20 protein-coding genes are annotated in these 23295 nt (G+C 42.3%); 14 read left to right on the forward strand and 6 right to left on the reverse strand.

Annotated elements, in window-relative coordinates; translation table 11 throughout:
* Positions 1 to 233: 233 nt before the first annotated feature.
* Positions 234 to 2168 (reverse strand): recombinase family protein, encoded by a 1935-nt coding sequence (locus tag Q1Q15_RS11690; RefSeq protein WP_300459915.1) that lies wholly within the window; start codon positions 2166 to 2168, stop codon positions 234 to 236.
* A 62-nt stretch (positions 2169 to 2230) separates the two neighbouring features.
* Complete coding sequence (locus Q1Q15_RS11695; RefSeq protein WP_300459918.1) at positions 2231 to 2896, reverse strand: magnesium chelatase domain-containing protein; 666 nt, start codon at positions 2894 to 2896, stop codon at positions 2231 to 2233.
* Between the two features lie 361 nt (positions 2897 to 3257).
* Here Q1Q15_RS11695 and lpxC point away from each other — a divergent pair, with 361 nt between their 5' ends.
* From lpxC to Q1Q15_RS11730, 7 genes are read left to right on the forward strand one after another with little or no spacing between them, the layout of a single operon-like run.
* Complete coding sequence (gene lpxC / locus Q1Q15_RS11700) at positions 3258 to 4130, forward strand: UDP-3-O-acyl-N-acetylglucosamine deacetylase (protein WP_300459920.1); 873 nt, start codon at positions 3258 to 3260, stop codon at positions 4128 to 4130.
* Positions 4131 to 4143: 13 nt separating this feature from the next.
* Positions 4144 to 4731: a DUF4390 domain-containing protein gene (locus tag Q1Q15_RS11705; protein WP_300459923.1), complete on the forward strand. Its 588-nt coding sequence runs from the start codon at positions 4144 to 4146 to the stop codon at positions 4729 to 4731.
* Between the two features lie 38 nt (positions 4732 to 4769).
* On the forward strand, positions 4770 to 6971 hold the full coding sequence (locus Q1Q15_RS11710; RefSeq protein ID WP_300459925.1) for an ATP-binding protein: 2202 nt from the start codon (positions 4770 to 4772) through the stop codon (positions 6969 to 6971).
* A 27-nt stretch (positions 6972 to 6998) separates the two neighbouring features.
* A complete protein-coding gene (locus Q1Q15_RS11715) occupies positions 6999 to 8345 on the forward strand; it encodes a sigma-54 dependent transcriptional regulator (RefSeq protein ID WP_300459928.1) in 1347 nt (448 codons plus the stop codon).
* A gap of 5 nt (positions 8346 to 8350) precedes the next feature.
* On the forward strand, positions 8351 to 8899 hold the full coding sequence (gene rsmD, locus Q1Q15_RS11720) for a 16S rRNA (guanine(966)-N(2))-methyltransferase RsmD (RefSeq protein ID WP_300459931.1): 549 nt from the start codon (positions 8351 to 8353) through the stop codon (positions 8897 to 8899).
* A gap of 12 nt (positions 8900 to 8911) precedes the next feature.
* Positions 8912 to 9421, forward strand: a complete 510-nt coding sequence (gene coaD, locus Q1Q15_RS11725) for a pantetheine-phosphate adenylyltransferase (protein WP_300459934.1) — start codon at positions 8912 to 8914, stop codon at positions 9419 to 9421.
* A gap of 2 nt (positions 9422 to 9423) precedes the next feature.
* Positions 9424 to 10314: a selenium metabolism-associated LysR family transcriptional regulator gene (locus Q1Q15_RS11730; RefSeq protein ID WP_300459937.1), complete on the forward strand. Its 891-nt coding sequence runs from the start codon at positions 9424 to 9426 to the stop codon at positions 10312 to 10314.
* Positions 10315 to 10424: 110 nt separating this feature from the next.
* On the opposite strand, the gene Q1Q15_RS11735 is transcribed toward Q1Q15_RS11730, so the two are convergent.
* Positions 10425 to 11147 carry an enoyl-CoA hydratase/isomerase family protein gene (locus Q1Q15_RS11735; RefSeq protein ID WP_300459939.1) on the reverse strand — a complete coding sequence of 241 codons (723 nt, stop codon included), beginning with the start codon at positions 11145 to 11147 and terminating at the stop codon, positions 10425 to 10427.
* Positions 11148 to 11374: 227 nt separating this feature from the next.
* Between Q1Q15_RS11735 and Q1Q15_RS11740 the strand changes: the two genes are divergently transcribed.
* The 3 genes from Q1Q15_RS11740 to epmA are packed head-to-tail and all read left to right on the forward strand — an operon-like array spanning position 11375 to position 15288.
* The gene (locus Q1Q15_RS11740) at positions 11375 to 13048 is read left to right on the forward strand and encodes a hydantoinase/oxoprolinase family protein (protein WP_300459942.1); all 1674 of its coding nucleotides are present in this window, start codon (positions 11375 to 11377) and stop codon (positions 13046 to 13048) included.
* A gap of 15 nt (positions 13049 to 13063) precedes the next feature.
* Positions 13064 to 14374 (forward strand): histone deacetylase, encoded by a 1311-nt coding sequence (locus Q1Q15_RS11745; protein ID WP_300459944.1) that lies wholly within the window; start codon positions 13064 to 13066, stop codon positions 14372 to 14374.
* On the forward strand, positions 14371 to 15288 hold the full coding sequence (gene epmA, locus Q1Q15_RS11750) for an EF-P lysine aminoacylase EpmA (RefSeq protein WP_363320942.1): 918 nt from the start codon (positions 14371 to 14373) through the stop codon (positions 15286 to 15288). The genes Q1Q15_RS11745 and epmA overlap by 4 nt, the downstream gene beginning before the upstream one ends.
* Positions 15289 to 15295: 7 nt before the next feature.
* Here epmA and Q1Q15_RS11755 read toward each other — a convergent pair whose 3' ends face one another.
* Complete coding sequence (locus Q1Q15_RS11755) at positions 15296 to 16408, reverse strand: DUF368 domain-containing protein (protein ID WP_300459950.1); 1113 nt, start codon at positions 16406 to 16408, stop codon at positions 15296 to 15298.
* A 12-nt stretch (positions 16409 to 16420) separates the two neighbouring features.
* Positions 16421 to 17077, reverse strand: coding sequence for a protein-L-isoaspartate(D-aspartate) O-methyltransferase (locus Q1Q15_RS11760; RefSeq protein WP_300459952.1), 657 nt, complete (start codon positions 17075 to 17077; stop codon positions 16421 to 16423).
* A 69-nt stretch (positions 17078 to 17146) separates the two neighbouring features.
* Between Q1Q15_RS11760 and Q1Q15_RS11765 the strand changes: the two genes are divergently transcribed.
* The gene (locus Q1Q15_RS11765) at positions 17147 to 18190 is read left to right on the forward strand and encodes a potassium channel protein (RefSeq protein WP_363320943.1); all 1044 of its coding nucleotides are present in this window, start codon (positions 17147 to 17149) and stop codon (positions 18188 to 18190) included.
* A gap of 63 nt (positions 18191 to 18253) precedes the next feature.
* Here Q1Q15_RS11765 and Q1Q15_RS11770 read toward each other — a convergent pair whose 3' ends face one another.
* The gene (locus Q1Q15_RS11770; protein ID WP_300459954.1) at positions 18254 to 18841 is read right to left on the reverse strand and encodes a 5-formyltetrahydrofolate cyclo-ligase; all 588 of its coding nucleotides are present in this window, start codon (positions 18839 to 18841) and stop codon (positions 18254 to 18256) included.
* Between the two features lie 179 nt (positions 18842 to 19020).
* On the opposite strand from Q1Q15_RS11770, the gene serS reads away from it, so the two are divergent.
* From serS to Q1Q15_RS11785, 3 genes are read left to right on the forward strand one after another with little or no spacing between them, the layout of a single operon-like run.
* Positions 19021 to 20310 carry a serine--tRNA ligase gene (gene serS, locus Q1Q15_RS11775; protein WP_300459957.1) on the forward strand — a complete coding sequence of 430 codons (1290 nt, stop codon included), beginning with the start codon at positions 19021 to 19023 and terminating at the stop codon, positions 20308 to 20310.
* Positions 20300 to 21805, forward strand: a complete 1506-nt coding sequence (thrC, locus tag Q1Q15_RS11780; RefSeq protein ID WP_300459960.1) for a threonine synthase — start codon at positions 20300 to 20302, stop codon at positions 21803 to 21805. The genes serS and thrC overlap by 11 nt, the downstream gene beginning before the upstream one ends.
* A 3-nt stretch (positions 21806 to 21808) precedes the next feature.
* Positions 21809 to 23290, forward strand: coding sequence for a hypothetical protein (locus Q1Q15_RS11785; RefSeq protein ID WP_300459963.1), 1482 nt, complete (start codon positions 21809 to 21811; stop codon positions 23288 to 23290).
* The last annotated feature ends 5 nt before the right edge of the window (positions 23291 to 23295 follow it).

Consider the following 23295-nt stretch of genomic DNA (forward strand, 5'->3'; position numbering starts at 1 on the left):
CTTGTGATGTTGATTCTATCAATGGTTAAAAAAGAGTGGGAGGGCAAGTTTAGTTTAAAAACTCCTTCCTCACCTCACTCCAATATTTTTACCAAGGAACAACTGGCATAAGCCGTGAGCCTAATTTTCTCCAAATAAACACCAAAAGTCCGGCTCCAGCTTTTACAGAGTGACAAATACCCCACCAAAATAAATTCTATGCAATGTCCTCGCCTGATATGGATAGTTAATGCCTATACATCACCAAATTCATCATTCTCCCAATCATAATTTCCATCAAATCTGGCATCCTCTGGTGCAGGTGGTAGATCTGGAATACTCTCAACCACTAACTGTGCGCCTTTTTTACTGTAGATCACACCAACATCCTGCTTGTTGTCTGATACCACCGTGTATTCCCCATCCCGTTCAAAGCGTTCTTTTAAGTCAGGGTATACAACAACTTGTTCACCATCTATGGTGTGGATCTGGTGGTTCTCATAGCGTGGTACCCATCCAGGCGTAATGAAATCAAGGTAATGATTACAAATCACCTTATCCCTGAATACTGCCTCACCATCAATGATAATCCTTGTATCAAAGCCTGGATTAGCCATGCCTGTACTGGTTATGTTACCTGTATTGGTAACACTAAAACTGGTTGTCTGTTCTTTATCCAATATTGATATGATGCGAATTCCACCATTAATGAAGTGAATGGTAATAACACCCCAGAGTCCTGAATCTTTTACAGGCTTGAAGACTATCTTTTTTACCAGACTCTTGATCATCTGATTGATCTTAATCCGGGTATCAATATCCTTGGTTAATGACTGATAGAATTCATCTACAAGTTGTACGTCCATCTTGAGAATACGTTCAGACTCTAATATTTGTTCATGAATCAAACCATCAATATCAACTTGTAAGGTGTCTTTTTGAGCCTCTAAAGCCTTCATTTTACCTATTAGGATCTTGGGTAAATCAGTATCATTCATATAGTCATCTGAAAGCTTTTTAAGATCCTTTTTCACTTGTTTAAATGTATCCTGCTTGAGAAAAATCTCACCATCAAAGTCACGTTCAGAACCACCAGCTAATACAGACCAATCCATTTCTCTGAGACTGTAGAGTATGTGCTTTTCGAGTTTGGGGTATTGCCAACCCACATATTCACAATCTTTTGAACCTGACTTCGCCATTGAACAAACAAGGTATTTCCATTCATGAGTATGAGGTTTATTTTTAGAACTTTTGTTAACAAAATGCATTGAGCTACCACAAGACCCACAACGGCAAAGCCCCACAAAAATGTTTGACAGGGTATTTGTTGCTCTACCGATAGGAAGTTTATTTTTTTTCATAATGTCTTGTGCTTTTAAAAATTGAGCTTTTGAAACAACAGGGGGGAAATAACCTTCCACGTATAATTTTTTTTCGAGATTTTCCAGAACACCAAAAGTGGCCTTATTGGAAAGAATTTTTTGAACGTAAGAACCATGCCAAATCTTACCCCCATTCCAATTTTTAACTCGGTTTTCATTTAAATATCTTGTAATTGCTTTCTTGCCCTTGCCCCCCAAATACATTTCGAAAATTTGTTTAACGATTGCTGCTGGTTCGGGGATTAAAACAATTTTTCCATCTTCAATTTCCATCCAGGTTGGCATTTTTTTTGTCATTGGCGTTTTATAATCAATTGCATCCTGCCGTTTTTTCCCCCATGCTTTCCCTACTCTATCGCTTTTTTTTGAACTTTCTTCATGGGCAGTAGCCATAATCATAATAGAATACATCAAACCCATTGTGTCATTTATCGATTTAGCTGTGTATTCTTTTTCATCCATCAACGTAACAACGATAATACCCTTCTCAAGGATATCAGCTAACAAGCCTAAAGCTTTGAGAACCTTTTCCCTGCTTAAACGGTCAAGAGATTCAATAATTAGATAAGAACCTTTTTTAATTTTTCCACTATCCACTGCGTCAATGAATAATTTCAATTTACCGTCAGCTCTATTTTTTCCCTTGAAACCTGAAACCGCAAGATCTTTAAAGGAATTAGTATCTAACGTGAGGCCCTTTTTTACTGCATACTTCTGAGCTGCTTCTAATTGTCGTTGGAGACTATGACCTTGCTTTTGTTGTTCAGAAGAGAACCGAATGTAAGAATAAGCTTTGGCTTTCATAACTATATGCCCCTTTTAAATAATTCAATTTGATAAATACATTATTTAATGGGTTATAGCAACTACGATATCAGCACGTTGTGAGCCCCGGCAGCAGCAATCTCCAGGGCCCTTTTGGCATGAAATTGACCATTAACTTCAGAAAAATCCATTTCATGTTCAGTATCCGGAAAACGGGTCCCTGGTGTTGAATCCATTATATGGGGTTCAATTTCACTGAACCCTGCAAAAAAATCAACAATTTGCGACAGACTTTTTACCGGTAAAACATCAATCCCCTTTACCATGGCCGCCTCGTCCGCATTTTCAAAGGGAATAATAATCCCCTGATACCCTTTTTCTTTTGCCGCCAGAGCATAGGGAAGAACTGCTTTTACAGGTTTTACATTCCCGTCAAGGGACAATTCCCCGGAAACAAGATACGCGTTAACCTTGTCAGGAGCGATGATCTCGGATGCTGCCAGGATGCCTAAAGCAATGGGCAGGTCAAACCCCGTACCCTCTTTTTTTACATCGGCAGGCGCCAGGTTAACCACGACCCGTTCCATGGGAAAGGTATATCCTGAATTTTTTATTGCGGTCTTCACCCGGTCCTTGCTTTCCTTTACGGAAACTTCAGGTAACCCGACAATATTAAAGACCGGGAGACCATAGGCAATATCAACTTCAACCGCCACAATATATCCGTCAATCCCTGTCACGGAACAAGAGTCTACCGTTGCAAGCAAGTTTGCTCCTTTTACTAAAAAAAATTATGATGATACCCTTTTGTATCGTTTACTTTTACTATTTTCTATCAAAAAACAGGAAGGAACCAAAGAAATTTTTCAATTACTTTGCTTTGTGTATTAAAATCAGATATATATAACTCAACTTTCGGAGTTGGCCGTTTTTACATGGGCTCAGGCTTTCCCTATGGCACTTTTTACCCGTCTGGTTATGAAATAGTGATAAAAAGCATGGAACCTGATAAAAAATTCAGCCTCCAATAAAAAAAGCCTGACCCTGCCGATTAACGCTACCATCCGAAAATTGAGCAGATAACAAACTAAATTTTTCAGGTGACATTAACCCGATACCCAATAGATTATGACCCGATATTTTTTACAACGGACACTCGCAAACCGCATCTCTATCTCAGGAACAGGGGTTCATTCAGGAAAACAGACGCACCTGACCCTGATACCTGCACCGGAGAACCACGGCATAAAATTCAGGCGGGTTGACCTGCCCGGCACCCAGGATATCCAGGCGCTTTTCAAACTGGTTGTAGATACCAGTCTTGCAACGGTGCTGGGGACCAATGGGGCGATTGTCTCCACCATTGAACATCTCATGGCCAGCTTTGCCGGCCTTGGAATTGATAATGCCCTGGTGGAAGTCGATGATTATGAAATCCCCATTATGGATGGCAGCGCCAAGGTGTTCACCCGACTTATTCAGAATGCCGGTATTGTTGAACAATCGGCGCCAAAACATTTTTTAATCGTTAAAAAACCCATTCAAGTAGCGGACAATGACAAATCAGTGATTGTATACCCGGCGCCTTGTTTTAAAATAACCTGCAAGATTAATTTTGAACACCCGTTGATCGGAGAACAGGAAATCACATTTGACCGGGCAAAAAACAATTTTGAACGAGAAATCAGCCGCGCCAGAACCTTTGGATTTATCCAGGACATAGAACTTTTAAAAAAATTCAGCCTGGGCAAGGGGGGGAGTCTTGACAATGCCATCATTATTGATAAAGATAGGATCTTAAATGAAGAGGGCTTAAGATACCCTGATGAATTTGTCCGGCATAAACTCCTGGACAGCCTTGGAGATTTTTCCTTGCTGGGCATGCCGATCCAGGGACATATTGTGACTCACAAATCAGGACATACCCTGAACCGTTTATTCATTGAAAAATTTTTAGAACACAAAGAGGCCTGGGAAACAGGACCGGCAAAAATTAAATGACAAGCATATACTCATGATAGATTCTTCCCGCCACAAATCGATTGTTACACTGTTTATTTCTTTGTTCGTTGTCTTCTGTCTTTTATTTCCGTCTGTCACCGTTGCAGAGGAGGCTGCGGTAATTGAGAACATCAAACTGGCCAACACAAGAGATGATCTGTTGACCTATTTTGATGTCAAAAAGGCCTTTACAGAGAGGATAAACCAGGCCGTTCTGAATGGAATTCCCACCACTTTTTCATTTTATATCAGCCTGTATAAAACAGGTGAATCCTGGTTTGACAAAAAAATTTCCAACATCCAGATCAAATCCACGTTAAAGTATAATCCCTTGAAAAAAGAATTTTCCGTTTTAAGGGCCTGGAAAAATGAAAAAGCCGTCATCACACCCTCTTTTGAAAAAGCAAAATCCCTGATGACTGAAATTGATAATTTGAATATCATCCCACTGAGCCGACTTGTTAAAGGGGACAAATATCAACTCAGAATAAAAGCCAAGCTTGACAAAGTGACCTTACCCCTATCCCTTCACACGGTTTTCTTTTTTGTCTCTTTCTGGGATTTTGAAACAAATTGGTATTTAATCAATTTTACCTATTAACCGTCTTTTAGCCTTAAGCATTGCCTGAAACGAAACATATGGCCCCCTCAAAACAGAACTCGGCCAGAAAAAGAAAAGAATTCATTTTAATCTTTATCATCCTGATTACGGTGGGTATCCTGACGTTTATTGAAACCCGGATCACCCATTTTGGCAGTGATTTCCCCTTGTCCAGCACCGTTTTGATGTTTGTCCTGATCAACACGAATTTATTGCTGCTGCTTGCATTGCTGCTACTGGTCTTTAGAAATCTTGCCAAACTGTATTATGAAAAAAAGAACAACATCTGGGGAACGAAACTCAAAACCCGATTGATTACTGCATTTATTGTATTGGCACTTCTGCCGACAACGGTTCTCTTCTTTTTCTCCATTCATTTCATTTCCACAAGTATTGCCTTCTGGTTTAATGCACCCGTTGAACAGACCCTGGACAGCTCTTTGGCTGTCGGGCAGAAACTATATGAATATATTGAAGAAAAAAATGAATTTTTTGCCAAGCGAGCCGCCTTTCAAATCGACTCCCGGCAACTTCTGGACAAAGCAAACGACAAAAAACTGGCCCGGTATTCCCAGGTCATTCAACGGGCGTTTAACCGACATGCGGTTGAGATATATACGCCGGATGCCATTCGGGTCAGCCTGTCATTGGCCAATGAACTGGAAAGTCTTCATTTCGGCCTTCTGACCAGTAATGATTTGACCGATATCCCGGAAGGGCAATTCAGTCGAACGATTTCACAAACGATCAAAGAAGGAGAGTTTTTAAGAACCATCTCGGCCATTCCTTTTGGTTCCGATCCCAAAAAAGCCCAGGCATTCATTGTTATCACCTCCCTGGTATCACCGGAACTGTCTCAAAACCTGCAAGCCATTTTAAAGGGGATCGAAGAATATCATCAACTGAAGCTGGCCAAGAAACCGGCCCAGATTTCATATTATATCGCACTTTCAATTGTGGCGCTACTGGTTATTTTCTGTGCGGTCTGGTTTGGATTTCAATTGGCAAAATCCATTACCATCCCCATCATGAAATTTGCAGAAGGAACGCAACGCATTGCCGAAGGAGATCTCAATTACCAGATCGATTTTGAAACAGACGATGAAATCGGGACCCTTATCAAATCTTTCAATTCCATGACAAAAGAACTGGCCCTGGGGAGAGAACAGATCGCACTTTCCGGAAAGATGCTCAAACAACAGAATGCCGAGCTTGTAAAGAGCCGCCAATACATTGAAATTGTATTAAAAAACATTTCTGCCGGGGTGGTTTCCATTGATAACAAGGGAACCATTACGACCATGAACAAGGCTGCCGAATCCATGCTGGATATCAACAGTCATGATATTTTAAACAAAAATTTCAAAACCGTCTTAAAAGACGACTACTTACACATTGCCAATAAAATTCATGACCAGGTCGAGCAGGGCCAGGAAACCCTTGAAATCCCTCTTTCTGCAAGCATTTCAGGTATTCCCAAACATTTTTCTTTAAACGTCAATACGTTAAAAGATGACCTGGATCAAAATGTGGGTGCCGTACTGGTGTTTGATGATGTCACTGAACTTGAAAAAGCCCAGCGAATTGCTGCCTGGAGAGAAGTCGCCCGGAGAATTGCCCATGAGGTAAAAAATCCCTTAACCCCGATAAAATTATCCGCCCAACGGCTGAAGCGTAAATATGGCCAGCAGATTAATGACGAAATTTTTACCAATTGTACCAATACCATTGTCGAACATGTGGATCTGATCAGAAATCTTGTCAACCAGTTTGCTGCATTTGCCAAATTTCCAGATGCCAACGTTGCCCAGTGCAGAATAGAAAACATTGTCCTTGAAACCATTGCGCTTTACAAGGAAGGCCTTGAAAATGTGGATATCCAATACCAGTTTGCCCCCAATATCCCTGTATTAAAACTGGATCATCAGCACATGAAGCAGGCCTTTATCAATCTGTTTGACAATGCCATCTATGCGGTAAAAAAAAGGGGGACAATCCTGATTGATGTCTCCTACGATGACATTTTAAAAATTGTAAGGATTGAAATTGCCGATACCGGCAAAGGCATTTCCGATAAAGAAAAAACCAAATTGTTTGAACCTTATTTTTCAACCAAAAAATCAGGCATGGGACTGGGCCTTGCCATTGTCAACTCTATTATTTCCGATCATAATGGTGTAATAAGGGTTCAGGACAACAAGCCCAAAGGGGCTAAATTCATTATTGAGCTGCCGGCTTGATGAACGATAATAAAAACAGGAGAAACAATGTATCCTGCCGTATTAATTGTTGATGATGAAACCACGATCATAGAATCCCTGGATGGCATTCTGTCAGACGATGGATTTGAGGTCATCCACGCCTTTAACGGGTATGAGGCATTAAAAAAAATCGAATCAGAATCCCCTGACATTGTTCTGCTGGATATCTGGATGCCGGGAATGGATGGGATTGAAACATTAAAGGAAATTAAAAAAATAGCGCCCAATCTTCCGGTGGTGATGATTACCGGTCACGGGACCATTGAATCTGCTGTTGATGCCACCAAATCAGGTGCCTATGACTTTCTTGAAAAGCCTTTGTCCATCGACAAGGTCATGGTCACCATCAACAATGCGCTGAACTTTAGAAAGCTTGAAGAAGAAAATAGATACTTGCGGAAAAAAAGCATCGAAAAAAATTCCATTACCGGAACCAGTCCTGCTGTTCAAAAACTATACAAGGAAATCATGAGTGCAGCGCCGTCAGACGCGGCTATCCTGATTACCGGTGAAAATGGCACCGGCAAAGAAATGGTGGCCAGAACCCTCCATCAGTTCAGCTTGAGGCCGGAACAACCCTTTATCATTATCAATTGTGCCGCCATTCCTGAAGAAAATCTTGATAGTGAACTGTTTGGTCATGAAAAAGGGGCCTTTGAAGAAGCCACCTCAAAAAATAAAGGGAAATTTGAACTGGCATCAACGGGGACCCTGTTCCTTGATGAAATCGGGGATATGAATATCAATACCCAGGCTAAAATTTTAAGAGCCCTTGAATCAAAGACCTTTCAAAGAATTGGCGGTGGCAGGACCCTTCACATGGATGTCCGCCTTATCGCTTCATCAAACAAAGATCTTGAACGAGCGATTGAGACCGGTAATTTTCGAAAAGATCTATATTTCAGACTGAATGTCATCCCCATTCATGTGCCGCGGTTAAAGGATAGAAAACAGGACATCCCCTTGCTGGTGGACACCTTTCTTGAAAAATTTTCCAAACAATCTTCAGGAAAAAAGAAAACCCTTACGGAAAAGGCCCTTAAGCTTCTTATGGACTGTGAATGGCAGGGCAATGTCCGGGAATTGAAAAATCTTGTGGAACGGCTTTCAATAATGGTTGCATCAGATCATATTGATGTGGCCGACATCCCTGAACCCTATAATCCGAAAATCCGGTCAATGGAATTGGTGGACAAAGATTTTTCCCTTTATGAAGATGATCTGGCCCTGGCCAAAAAACGGTTTGAAAAAGAATTTATCCGCCAAAAACTTGCCCGGGAAGGCGGGGATTTAACCTCTGTGGCCAAAAAAATTGGAACCAGTATAAAACACATTAAAAAAAACCTGTTATAATCCCTATGAGAATCATCAGTGGCCATTGCAAAGGCAGAAAGCTTGTGACCCTCACAGGCAGGCAGATCCGACCCACATCGGATCGCACCAGGGAAGCTGTTTTTAACATCCTGGGACAAAAGGTTAAACAGGCAAAGGTGCTGGATCTTTTTGCCGGGACCGGGGCGATGGGGTTAGAAGCCCTAAGCCGGGGGGCGGATCATACCACGTTTATTGATCTGGCCTGTGGGATTATCCATCAGAATCTTAAGCGCTGCCGTCTTGAAGACAAATCCACTGTCATCTGTTGTAATATTTTAACCGACTTTCTTCCCGGGCGGCTGAAAGGACAGCGGTTTGACCTTGTGTTTATTGATCCGCCTTATGGAAAAGGATATATAGAACAAACCCTTGAACAAGCATCCTTTGCGGACCTGATAAATGAAAATGGTATCATTATTGCCGAACAGGCCTGCAAAGAAAGTCTCAACATCAGCTGTCCCCCCCTTGGCATTTACAGACAGAAAAAATACTCAAAAACAATGATTTCCTTTATAACTAACCTGACAAAATAAGGATGCACATCAATGACGGACAAAAAAAAAATTGCCATCTATCCCGGGTCATTTGATCCATTAACAAACGGACACATTGACATTATTGAACGGGCCCTGGATATTTTTGACCAGGTAATTGTGGCAATATTGCACAATCCTTCGAAAACAGCATTGTTTACCATGGAAGAACGGGTGGAGATGATCAAGCAAAGCTTTAATGGTGAAAAATGTGTTATGGTGGATGCTTTTGGCGGCCTGCTTGTGGATTATGCAAAAATGAAAAATGCCACCGCCATTATCAGGGGAATGCGCGCCATCTCTGATTTTGAAAATGAGTTCCAGATGGCATTGATGAACAGAAAACTCAATAAAGAGGTGCAATCTGTTTTTTTAATGACCGGATTAAGATGGATTTTTACCAGTTCATCCATCATCAAGGAAGCCGTACAATTTGGGGGAGACATCAGTGACATGGTCCCGGAACCCGTTAATCTGAAACTGATGGAAAAATTCCCCCAGAAAACCAAATCAGAGGAATAAAAATGGATCTGTGGCAGCTTCAAATCTTTGTATCCGTGGTTGAAAATAAAAGTTTTTCAAAGGCATCCGGGGCCATCAACCTGTCTCAACCCACGGTGAGCAGCCATATCAAAGAGCTTGAAGAGTATTTCCAATGCCGACTCTTAGACCGACTGGGGAAAATAACCGAGCCCACAAAAGCCGGGGAGATCCTTTATCACTATTCAAAAAAGCTCTTAACCCTTCGAGACCAGGCTGAATCTGCCCTTCACGATTTTCTGGGAAGAACAAAAGGGGATCTCTTTATCGGCGGCAGTACCATTCCTTCCGGTTATATCATTCCAAGGCTCATCGGACCTTTTTCAAAGCTTTACCCGGATATTTTCATTGAATTGGCAACTGGAGATACCCTGCAGATTGTTCAAGAAATTAAAAAGGGCAACATCGAAATCGGTATTGTGGGTGCAAAAATTGATGACCCCCAGATCATACAGGAACGACTGATGACAGATGAAATGAAGCTCATTGTCCCCTCAACCCACAAATGGGCAGACAAGGGCTTTGTTGACGGCTCAATCCTTTTTGAAGAAAGCTTTATTGCCAGGGAAAAAGGATCGGGGACATGGCAATCCATCATTAAGAGCATGGAGGATGCCGGACTAAAATCAAAAAATATTAAAACCACTGTCACCATGGGAAACACGGTCTCGGTCATCCAGGGCATCTTAAATCATGTGGGCATCTCCATCCTGTCCACTGTGGCGGTTCAGGATGATATTGACAAAGGGCGCCTGAAAGCCTTATCCGTAAGAGGCCTTGACCTTACCCGTTTTTTTTACCTGACCCTGTCAAAAAAAAGGACCCTGTCTCCCATTTGCAAAAAATTCATTGACTTTGCAAAACGCTCCCTTTAATAATGACCCCGTTGCCATCACATTTTTTTACGGCACATGACCCGATTATGGAATCTGGATCTGTGGCCAGCACCGGCGATTGGCGCATGGGGTTAAAACAGGCAAATTTCCTATTCCTGTATAAAGAGATTCAATGCCTCAATAATCTGTGTATCTTCGGTTTCCATAACCCGCACAATATCTTTGTGCATTCTTTTTTTCAACTCGCCAAAAATTCCTCTTTTTTTTGTAAAGGTCCTGGCAAATGCAAGGGCATCCTGGAGGAGTTCCGCCTGGTTGTCGCATGCTTTTACAATCACATGGCTGTCTTCCAATTCCTGGGCACCCACTCGCTTTCCTGAAAGAATCATCTCATTGAATTTATATTCAGGCATGGCCTTTCTGACAAACGCAATCATACCCGGAAGAAAGGGGATGCTGATATCCACTTCCGGAAAACAAAAAAACCCCTTGTCTTTTTTCATGAATCGAAAATCACAGGTGCAGGCCAGCATGGCACCATTGCCGAAGGTATGACCGTTCAGTGCAGCAATCACCGGAACGGGCATGAGTAAAAGCCGTTTAAAAACAGTATTCATTCCATGCATAAATAATTTTATGCTGTCAAAATCCTGGTCATTCATTTTCTGCCCCAGCCACTCAACGTCAATTCCCTGGGAAAAATTTTTTTCATCTGAAGAGGTTAAAACAATGGAAAAAATATCCTTGTCCTCCAATATGTCATCAAAACAGTGATTCATCTGCACTGCGAACTCAAGATTCTGTCTATTTGCCCCGTTACACATATGGATGATTGCCACAGACGCTTTTTTTTCCCATTTAATGATTGCCATAAATCACTCCTTGCAGACCAAGTTCTATTCTTCAAAGTAAACATTGTTATTTGTTAATAAATCAAATACCTTCATAATTCAAGCATAAAACTTTATTTCTTGAGTGCAGATACCGGATAACGATCAAAACAAAATCTGATTGACAAGCTAGGGTTTTTCTGACAAGCTTTCCAGCGGCATAAAGACTAACTTTTGGGCTGAAATCTATTAAGGACCAGGAATACGCCATGATTATTGGAATAGATGTTGGCGGCACACACACGGATGCTGTTCTTTTAAGCAGCAACGGTATTGAAAAAAAAATAAAAGTATCCACAGACTCTGCAGATCTTTTCCATACGATTCTTTCAAGTTTTACCCAGCTTCTGGATAATATTGATCCCAAAAAAATCCAGCGGGTGGTGATCTCGACCACTCTGACAACCAATGCAATTGTTCAAAAAAATATGGACCCGGTTGGCATGATTGTTTCAGCCGGTCCAGGGATCGATCCGAAAGAATTTAGAACTGGAAAGCATTATTATTGTGTATCCGGATCAATCAATCACAGGGGAATAGAAAAAGCATCGGTCAACAAAATGGAGATCGAAGATATTGCCAAAGAATTGAAACAGGCCGGCATCGAATATGTGGGGGTTGTCAGCAAATTCTGTGTTCGAAACCCCAACCATGAAATTCTTATCAAAAGAATTTTAAACAAGTATGTTAAAAAAGTGTTTATGGGCCACCATGTCTCAGGAAATCTCAATTTCCCGCGACGAATTGTAACAACCCATTTAAATGCGGCGGTCTTTTCGCTTCACAAGTCCTTCTTTGAGGCGGTTCAACAATCTCTTTCTGAAATGGGCCTTACCATTCCCATTCAAATTCTAAAGGCCGATGGCGGCACCATGTCCCTGGCATCTTCCATGGTTTTTCCAGGCCAGACAGTGCTGTCCGGACCTGCGGCCAGTATCATGGGGGCGATTCCCTATGCACCCAAAAAAAAGGATGCCATTGTGTTGGATATCGGCGGGACCACAACGGATATTTCTTTCCTGGTGGACAAAACGCCGTTACTGGAACCTATGGGAATCCAGAGAGGACGGTACAAGAGCCTGATCAGATCGCTTCGCACCGATTCAAAAGGCATCGGTGGTGACAGCACCGTCAGGGTAAAAGACAAGGAATTGATGATCGGTCCTGATCGCCAGGGACCGGCCATGGCCTTTGGCGGGCCTGAACCCACACCGACAGATGCGCTGGTTGTGTTGGGACTGATGCCGGAAGGCCATCAGGAAAATGCCCGAAAAGGGATTCACAGGATTGCCCTTGAACTGGGCCTCACCGATCTTGAGGCAGCGGATCAGATCTTTAAAAAATGCTGTACCGTCATACTGAAAAAAACCTTTGAAATGATTGATAAACTCAATTCTCAACCCGTATATACGGTTCATGAATTTCTTGAAGGGTATAAAATCAGCCCGAGAATAATACTCCTGCTCGGGGGACCGGCCCCCTATTTTGCGAAAAAAATCGAAGCGCTCTATCAAATAAAAGCAGTTGCCGTGCCCGAGTATTCGGTGGCGAATGCCATTGGTGCAGCCCTTGCCAGAACGACCTGTGAAGTTTCGGTAAATGCAGACACAGAACAGGGGATTGTGACTGCCCACGAAGAAAATTTTGCAGAGCCCATTTCAAAAACATACTCTGACGATGACTTGATTGAAACAGCATACACACTTTTAAAAGAAAAAGCAGTGAATTCCGGGGCAGATCCAGACAATCTGGATGAAGTGGAAGTGGTGGAATTTCAAAAATTCAATATCGTACGGAATTTTTCACCCAGAGGTAAAATTCTCAGAACCAAAATGCAGCTCAAACCCGGTTTGATCAAAGGATTTGAAAAGGTTTTGCATTAATTCAAAGAGGTAATAATGTTAAAGGCACACCAGAAAACAGGTCTTGTATTCTTCCCTGCATTTGATTGGGCCATTGATCCAACCCATCCTGAAAGAGAAGAACGGCTGCTATATACTCAGGATCAGGTCACAGAGGAAGGCATCTTTGATATCGACGGGATTATTGAATATAAACCTGACATTGTTACACATCATGATATCAGACGGGTGCACTTTTGTGTACCGGATGAACAAACCATTACCACCCAGTCCCATCTGATCAGTGCGGGAGGGGCCAAAGCCATTGCAGATGCTGTTTTAAACAAACAGGTAAAAAACGGTTTTGCGCTGGTTCGTCCACCGGGGCATCATTCCATGCGGGTTTCCCATGGCGGCAGGGGATTTTGCCACATCAATATCGAAGCCATCATGGTGGAGTATATCAGATCCCAGTTCGGTATTAAACGAATCGCCATCGTTGATACAGACTGCCATCATGGGGATGGAACCAATGACATTTTCTGGCATGATCCTGATGTGTTGTTCATCTCCCTGCATCAGGATGGCAGGACCATGTATCCGGGCACAGGCTTTCCCGGTGAATTGGGCGGCCCCAATGCCAAAGGATCTAATCTGAACATCCCCCTGCCACCGGGAACCTCCACAGAAGGATACCTGTATGTCATCAGAAATTGTGTATTACCTGTTTTAGAAGAATTTAAACCAGACCTGATTGTCAACTCTGCCGGTCAGGACAATCATTATACCGACCCATTGACCAATATGAATTTTTCAGCCCAGGGGTATGCAGAACTGACCACCCTTCTTAAACCGGATATTGCCGTGCTTGAAGGGGGATATTCCATTGAAGGGGCACTTCCCTATGTGAACCTGGGCATTATCCTTGCCTTGGCAGGTCTTGATTATTCCGGCGTTGTAGAACCGGATTTTAATGCTGAACAGCTGAAACAATCGGTTAGTACAACGGATAAGATAAAAAAAACCACGGATCTTGTTAATTCCTATTGGCTTCAAAAAGATGAATTACGGCAAAAAGCGGGAACACCGGGAGATCTCCAGGTCAGACACAGGGAAATCTTTTATGATACCGACAATATTTTTGAACGGCAAAAAGAAAAAGTCCGTGTATGCCGGGACTGTGGCGGGTGCATTGAAATCGATTCCAATGCAACACCGGGATGCCATATGCTGGCTGTACATATCCCTATAAATGCCTGTAAAGACTGTATTGAAGCTGGATACAAATTTTTTGACCAGGCGGATAAAACCAAATTTGATCGCGTTTTTTTACAGGACCGGCCCAACGATAGCTATACCATAAAGTGACCTTGGATCAAAAAAGACACTACCGGCACCTTAAAATAAGATCTCTTGTGATTCAAGGCATAAGGGATTTTTTTACCAACAGCCATTATCTTGAGGTAGAAACGCCGATTCGGTGCCCTTCTATTATTCCCGAGGCCCAGATTGATCCTGTGACCTCAGAGGGCCATTACCTGCAAGCATCTCCTGAACTGTGCATGAAGCGGCTGTTGTCAAAAGGATTTGATAACATCTTTCAAATCTGCAAGTGTTTCAGGAAAAACGAAAGAGGGCTCCATCACCTGCCGGAACTCACCCTGCTGGAATGGTATGCAAAAGATACCACCTATCTTGATTTGATGACGCAATGTCAAGGCTTGATCCAATTTATTGCCGCCCGACTGGCCCTTGAAAATCAGATCACCTATCAGAACAAACACATCCGATTAAACCGCCCATGGGAACGGTTGACGGTTGAGCAGGCCTTTGGCCGATATGCTGATAAACCCCTCCATACCGCGCTGGCAGAGAACCGCTTTGATGACATCATCAGTTTCCAGATAGAACCCAGACTGGGCAATATAACCCCTTGCTTTTTGTATGATTATCCGGCAAGCCTTGCATCGTTGGCAAGGCTTTTACCGGATAATCGGGCATATGCCCAGAGATTTGAACTGTATATCGCCGGGATTGAACTTGCCAATGGGTTTACGGAATTGACAGATCCTGCTGAACAGCAACACCGGTTTAAACAAGAAAATCTCATCCGGATGTCGCACAACAAATCCCCCCTCCCACTCCCGGATAAATTTCTGAAAGATCTTCACACCATGCCCGATGCCGCCGGCATTGCACTTGGCGTTGACAGGCTTGTCATGATTTTTTGCGATGCCCCCTGCATTGATGATGTCATCGCCTTTACACCCGAAACCCTTTAACCGTTGATCACGGATTCAATTCTTTTCTAATAAAAAAGAACATCATACAGCATCCGATCATAAATGAAACAAGACAAAAATAAAATTCAGTTCCGACCTGGGGACATTCATTGATATTCGTATAGACCCTCACATTTTGAACAATATGGATCACGCCATCCTTTTTGATATAGTTATGCGCCATGACAATGCTTTTTTTAAACGGCCACAACGCGTATAGAGAACCGGCCATCAATCCGATAAGAAATGCCATTGTGGCATTATAATATCTTTTCAAAACAGAACTGACAAGTCTTGCAAATAAAAGCCCCCCCAGAAGGATGCCCACTGCAAAACACCCTAAAAAGGCCATATGATCCAAACTCAACGTTTGTAACCCGGAAATGGCGGAAACAACCGCAAAATACTCGCCCATCAGGATAAGCACCAGTGATCCGCTTATGCCTGGAAGGATCATTGCGGACACCGCAATCGCCCCGCAAACAGAAGCATACACATATTCATCAATCGTATATTTTCCGGTAAAAGAAAATGCCCCGGTTGCTTTTGCCGTTTGATTAACCGTCTGGTCTTTCACGTACTGACCCGCATAAATGTCTGATTTCATTTTTACTTTATCATACGGGTTAACGGCCTGGGCGACATAAATGGTCAAGATGGCCCCGAAAAAGACAAACAGCACCAGATACGCTTTTCGATCTGTCAGCATTTTCACAGGAATAATGATGGAAACCAGGATCAACCCGAAAAACAATGCATAGGTAACGGGAAATTGATAAACGATCAAATATTTCATCACGCTCGAAAGACAGATAATGGCAATCACACCCCCCACCATCAATTTAAAAAGAAAAATAAAATCGTTGTCTTTTAAAAATGCCATAAACGCTATCAACGACGGCATTTTATCCGCCTTAAAAATAATGATTCGTATCAAATGTAGCGCAACCATCAGATTGGTGCTATTGATCTGATTTAAAATGGAAAAAACACGCTCATAAATTTTAAAAATTAAAAGGAATGTACCGCCGGATACCCCGGGGATAATGTTGGCCGTTCCCAGACAGAATCCCATCAGCAGCTCTTTGACCAATGACGGCTGTCCCGTCATTTTTTTCATCTGTTTTGCACCCTATTCATCCCACCCATGCTGACCAATCAATTTCACAAATCTGCAACCACCGAGGTTTGTTGTTTTTAGGCCGTCCTCGGTCTTTTCAAGTCGAATCAATTCCTGGGAAAAAGTACCGCCCACCGGCATGATGAGCCGTCCCCCCATGGAAAGCTGATCAATCAGCGGTGCCGGAATTTGATGCCCCCCCGCGGTAACGATGATGGCATCAAAGGGACTTTCCTGTTTCCAGCCCTGGGTCCCGTCGGAATATCGGGTGACAATATTATAGTATTTTAATGTATCGAACCGTTTTCTGGTCTGTAAAAACAAGGCGTTATTTCGTTCAATGGTATATACCTTATAGACAATATGCGCCAGGACAGCCGCCTGATACCCTGACCCCGTGCCGATTTCAAGGACTCTTTCGTGGCCTTTTAATTCAAGATTCTGGGTCATCTCTGCAATAATGTAGGGTTGGGAAATCGTCTGGCCCTCTCCAATAGGCAGCGGAAAATCGCCGTGGGCGCTGTCTACGAGGGCCTCACTGACAAACAAATGCCGGGGCACGGTTCTCATGGCCTCAAGCACCAATGGATCGGTGATCCCCCGGGAAACGATCTGTTTTTCAACCATTTCCCAGCGCCAGCGAGCAAATTTTTTAGATTCATCTTTCATGCTTTCTTCATACCAGCAACCAATAGGTCCGTCAAGAAGATACAGGTCTTTGGCTAGGGCAATCTTATCTTGATTTTTATCCTCAAGGCCGGTATTTATACTGCCATGAATAGGATGAAACAAATCATCAGAGCGATTATCATTTCCATTGTTATCTTTCTGATCGGTGTGACCGGATACATGGTCATTGAAAAATGGAATTTTCTGGATTCTGCCTACATGACGGCAATCACACTGACGACCGTCGGTTTGATGGAAGTCCATGAAATCAGTCCCACCGGAAGGATATTTACCATTTTCATGATCTTCGCCGGTGCAGGATATTTTCTTTATATTGCCGGTGTTATCATACAATCCATTGTTGAGGGAGAATTACAAACCTTATTGGGGAGGAGACGGTTGGACAAAAAAATCAATAAATTAAAAAACCATTATATCGTCTGCGGATATGGCCGCATCGGGAGAGTATTGTGTCATTTGATCAAAGAAGAAACCAATGATTTGGTGGTCATAGAAAATGATGATGCCCTTGTGGGTGTTTTAGAAAAAGATAAAATGGATTACCTTCACGGAGATGCCTCGGATGAAGAGCTTTTAGTAAAGGCAGGCATTCAAACTGCATCCTTTTTAGTCACTGCCCTTGGAACGGATATCGCCAATGTTTTCCTTGTCTTAACGGCAAGACAGCTCAATGCTGATATTTACATTATGGCCCGGGCCAGCAGTCCGGACGTGAGAGGCAAACTCATGGCTGCCGGGGCCAATATGGTTGAATCACCCTATGATACAGGCGCCGTGTCCATGGGGTTAAAGCTGTTAAGGCCCAGTGTCAGCAATTTTCTTGATATTGCATTGTCCAGGAAAGTAGAGGCCATTCAGATTGAAGAAATTTTTGTCCCAAAAAGCTCCCGGTATACCCATGTTGCACTGAAAGATTCCGGAATCCGGCAGGATTTTAATCTCATCATCATCTCCATAAAAAAATCATCCGGAGAGATGCTGTTTAATCCCCATTTTGAAACCTTGATTGAACCCCTGGACACGGTCATTGTTATGGGGAAAATGCCTGATTTGAGAAGTTTTGCCAAAGCCATCAACCCTGAACAGGAATAACCCCCCATTATTCCCATGAGAACTGCTGATTTTATTGTTATGTCAAGGTCACATTCATTTGGATTATATTTTATAAATCACCCGTTTATCTGTGATGATAATGTCAACGGTAAACTTTCTGGATTCCATCTGGATCTGATCAACAATCTGCTCCTCATAGGCAAGGGATACTTTCCTGCAGGTTTCGGGAAGTTTTGTTATCAACTTGCTGTAAAAATTATTACCGAACCCAATTCTACCCCCCTTGTCATCAAAAGCAAGCCCGGGGATAATGGCAATATCAATCGCCTCCAATGATATTTTTTTGCATTTTTCGATATTCGGTTCAAGAATATCATTGGCACTTTTTACAAGATCCTTATCATAATCACTTATCTTATAAAGGTTAATCGAATTTTTTGCATCCGTAAAGACCGGCAATACCAGTCCTTTCTCTATTTGAAGGGCTTTTTTAATAATGCGTTCCGTGGGCAGTTCACTACTTACCGGCGTATATAAAAACGCCAGGTGAGCTTCCATAAAGTTCGCAAACTCAAACAGCTTATCCTCAATTTTTTGATATTTATCCGAAAGTTCTTCTTTTGTAAGATTCGCCAGCCGTTCTGCCACAACTGCTAAATTATTGTGCTTCCCATTCTTTATTTCATCCATCTCGTTTGTTCCTTATTTTACAAAAAAAGTTTTTAGCAAATATTATACACCTCTGGACAATTGTCAACCTGCAATAATCATTGACTGTTTACACCCCTCGTGGTATCAGGTTACAATTGTTGAACAATCTTTTAAAATAAGAACTTAGCGGATATATACGAGGTAAAATATTAAAAAAAATGCTGGATTTAAAATATATAAAAACAAATCTGGAACTCGTTCAAAATGGAATGGGAAAAAGACGGGCGAACATAGACTTTTCCTCGCTTCTAAATAATGATGACAAAAGGAAAGCACTGCTTTTAGAAATAGAAGCGCTAAGACATAAAAGGAATGTAGTGTCAGACGACATTGCCAAAATAAAAAAATCCGGTCAGGATGCCGGATCTCTTATTGAACAAATGAAAGAAGTGTCTGAAACCATCAAACGACTGGACAAAGAGCGGTCAACCATAGAAGAGCGCATTCATGGCTTTCTTATCTCTGTTCCCAATATTCCCCATGAAGATGTCCCCATGGGTAAAGATGATACTGAAAACCGGCTTGAACGGACGTTTGGAACACCAAAAAAATTTGATTTTACGGTAAAACCCCATTGGGAAATTGGTGAAGATTTAGGGATTCTTGATTTTGTAAGGGCCGCCAAACTTACCGGCGCAAGATTTCCTCTCTATTTTGGGAAAGGGGCAAGGCTTGAAAGAGCGCTCATCAATTTTATGCTGGATACCCATACGTCGCAACATGGCTACACAGAAACCCTGCCACCCTTTATTGTGAACAGCGCCACCATGACCGGAACCGGTCAGTTGCCCAAGTTTGAAGAAGATCTGTTTAAACTCGAAGGATCGGATTACTACCTGATTCCAACCTCTGAAGTCCCCATGACCAATATTTATGCCAATGAAATCATTGATGAATCCATGCTGCCGTGTAAATTTACAGCATATACGCCCTGTTTCAGGTCAGAGGCCGGCTCCTACGGCAGGGACACAAAAGGATTAATCCGGCAGCACCAGTTTAATAAAGTGGAGCTGGTTAAATTAACAACGCCGGAAACCTCATTTATTGAACTGGAATCTTTGCTTGCTAATGCTGAAAAAATTCTTCAACTTCTTGAACTACCCTATCAGGTGGTCACTCTTTGCACAGGAGATCTAGGGTTTTCAGCAACCAAAACCTATGATATCGAAGTTTGGATGCCTGGCCAGGACGATCAGGGCAAATACAGGGAAATCTCCTCCTGCAGCAATTGCCTTGATTTTCAGGCCAGACGGGCAGGCATACGGTTTAGAAGAAAGGGCCAAAAAAAACCGGAATATGTTCATACCTTAAATGGATCCGGACTGGCCGTGGGAAGGACATTTGCAGCCATATTGGAGAACTACCAGCAAGCAGATGGATCGGTTATGATCCCCGATGTATTGATCCCCTATATGGGAGGACTAAAGGTGATTGATCATGACGCTTGATTATTTTCCAGAGGATGTAAAACCGCATATCCTCCCAACGGTTCGAGAAGATCTGTATTATAAATGCCTGGGGTGTTCAGCTGAGTATCCCATTGAAAAATTGTTATATGTTTGCCCCGGGTGCAATCAAGTCCTGCTTATCCAGGACCGGAATGCCCTGTCATTAAAAAAAATTCCAGGCCCCCTGTGGCAGAAAATATTTGATTTTAGGAAACTGCTGAAAATACCAGCGCTCAAGGGTATTTACCGATATCACGAATTTATTGGCCCCTGCATTCCTTTGGAATCCATTGTTTATCTTGGGGAAGGTCATACCCCGGTTATTGAAGCCAATCAACATCTAAAAGAAAGGGTGGGCCTTTCATTTTTCTATAAAAATGACGGCCAAAACCCCAGTGCTTCTTTTAAAGATCGGGGCATGGCCAGTGCAGTATCCAGTATCAAATATCTCATCGATAAACGACTGATTTCTAATGTCATCGCGGTCTGTGCCTCCACGGGTGACACCTCTGCTGCTGCTGCACTGTATGCCGCTTACCTGGATCCATTAATCAAATCTGCTGTTCTTTTACCCCATAAAAAGGTGACCTCTCAACAATTGTCTCAGCCCCTGGGAAGCGGTGCCCAGGTATTTGAAATCCCGGGTGTTTTTGACGACTGTATGAAAATAGTGGAACACTTGTCAACCCAGTATTCTGTGGTGCTTTTAAATTCAAAAAATGCCTGGCGCATCCTGGGTCAGGAATCCTATTCCTATGAAATTGCCCAGGATTTCGAATGGGACATGAAGAACAAAACAGTGGTTGTCCCCATTGGAAACGCCGGCAATATTTCAGCCGTGATGAATGGATTTATTAAATTTTATGAGGCCAATATTATTGATTGCCTGCCAAAAATTATTGGTGTTCAGTCAGAACACGCAGACCCTGTCTTCCAATATTACCTTGAACCCGACGAGGCCAAAAGAAAATTTGTGCCGGTGGACACAAAACCCAGTGTAGCCCAGGCCGCAATGATTGGGAATCCGGTGTCCATGCCCCGGGTCGTTCAAATTGTAAAGACCTACAATGCCCTTGCCGGTCATCAGCAGGTGTTCTTTGTTCAAGTGACAGAGCAATCAATCATGGATTGGCAGCTTAGGGCCAATAGAAACGGCCATATTACCTGCACCCAGGGAGGCGAATGTCTTGCCGGACTTGTGGCCGCTTTCCAAAAAGATATTGTTTCCAGCGAAGAAACGGCCATTCTTGATGCAACAGCCCATGCCATTAAATTTTCAGAATTCCAAGACCTGTATTTCAGGTCGGAAATACCGGAAGACTATAAAATCACTTCCAATGCTGACAACATTAACCTGCCATCTTTAATACTGCCCGATAACCCGAATTTAATTCCATCACAAACCAAAAGACTTGGAGAAAAAGATTTCCAGGAATTTGTAAAAGATATTTCTGATAAAATTGCCGAAAGGTTGGATTTAAAAGAACCTTTATAATTTATGAGAAACCTGTTTTTTTTTAAAATATTTATTTTCATTATTTTATGCTTTTATGGATCTGCCGGCACAGCCTCTTTTTTGTATAAGGCTGAAGCCAAGGGGATCAAGACGTCTTATAAACGGTATTCGATTTTTAAATATCGAGATGAAGACATTTTATGTGAATCTTATGTTGTCAAGAAGGATGACTGGCTATATAAAATTTTCAGGAAAAAAGGGGAAATTTCCGAAAAAGATTTTCCCCGCTTCTTAATCATCTTTAAACAAATAAATCCACAAATCAGCAACATTGATGACATTGAACCGGGGAACCCTATCCTGATTCCGTTAAAAAGCATAAAAAAAGAAGACTATGACCAAAACATAAGCGGAAAAGTAGATGTCCCTGTCGTTGAATTTTCAGTCCGGCCGGATAATGACTATTTAAAGGAATTTACAAAGAAACATACGATGAAAAAAGGGGAAACCATTTCAACCCTGATCGATAAAGCATTTTTAGAAAAGGGGGGAACCCTGTCGGAAGACGGTTTAAAGGCCTTTGAATTAGCGAATCCTGACATCAAAAACATTCATCTGGTAAATGAGGGCGCTGATATTTATTTGCCTGATCCGTCAATCACATCACAATCGTGGTTCCAGCCTTTTTTATCCGGAAAAACACGGCAGCAGGAAACAGGAAAAAACCAGACCCGCTTTAAACCGGTCAAAATAGATGAACACCAACTGATCCAATTGCAAAAATATGCGTCCCTCATTGGTGGAACCCTTTTAAGCCAGGGGAAAATCTATTTTCCCGGTAAGAATCCTTCCCATCAGGCGCTGGATTTAACGATCATGCCAATTATAGAAACAAACAAGGGGTCCAAAATACTCATTCTATCAGACGAGACCATGAATGCGGCGATATTAAAAAATGTAAAGGCATATTGGAAAAATTTAAAAATCCAATTGATGTCGGACATCATGGACACACAATCAACGGCTGCCGGCATGTCCCGGCTTAAAAAAAGAAGTGTTACCGCGGAATATAAACAGCTGATTCAAATACTTCTTTCGCAAACAGACCATGACTATGTCCCAAATGCAAAGATACCGTTTTCGATAAATCATATTCCTCTTGAAGCATCCTTTGGCAGAGTCATCAGAAAAGAGGCCGCTGACCTTTTGATCAATTTTGGAAATGTCTATGGATCGGTCCTGGAGGTTCTGGAAAAAAAAGAATTTGAAATTATTTCCATCCCCCCTAAAGTTACCGCCCTTGAACTTGTCCGGACATTGTTTTCACATCTGGGATATTCAACATGGGATAATCCTTCTTTTTTAACCAATGACACCGTTGAAAATATGAAGGGTCTGTATGCCGCCAAAGCCCAGGAAAAAATTTTTATCCCAATGGAACCCTTGCGCCCTGGCGCCATTCAGTACCTGAAAAAAGAAGGGATCAACATCCTATCCACAAAAGAAAAGCCCCCTGTACAATAAAGGAG

The sequence above is a fragment of the Desulfobacula sp. genome (genome assembly GCF_030145145.1).
Taxonomy (GTDB): Bacteria; Desulfobacterota; Desulfobacteria; order Desulfobacterales; family Desulfobacteraceae; genus Desulfobacula.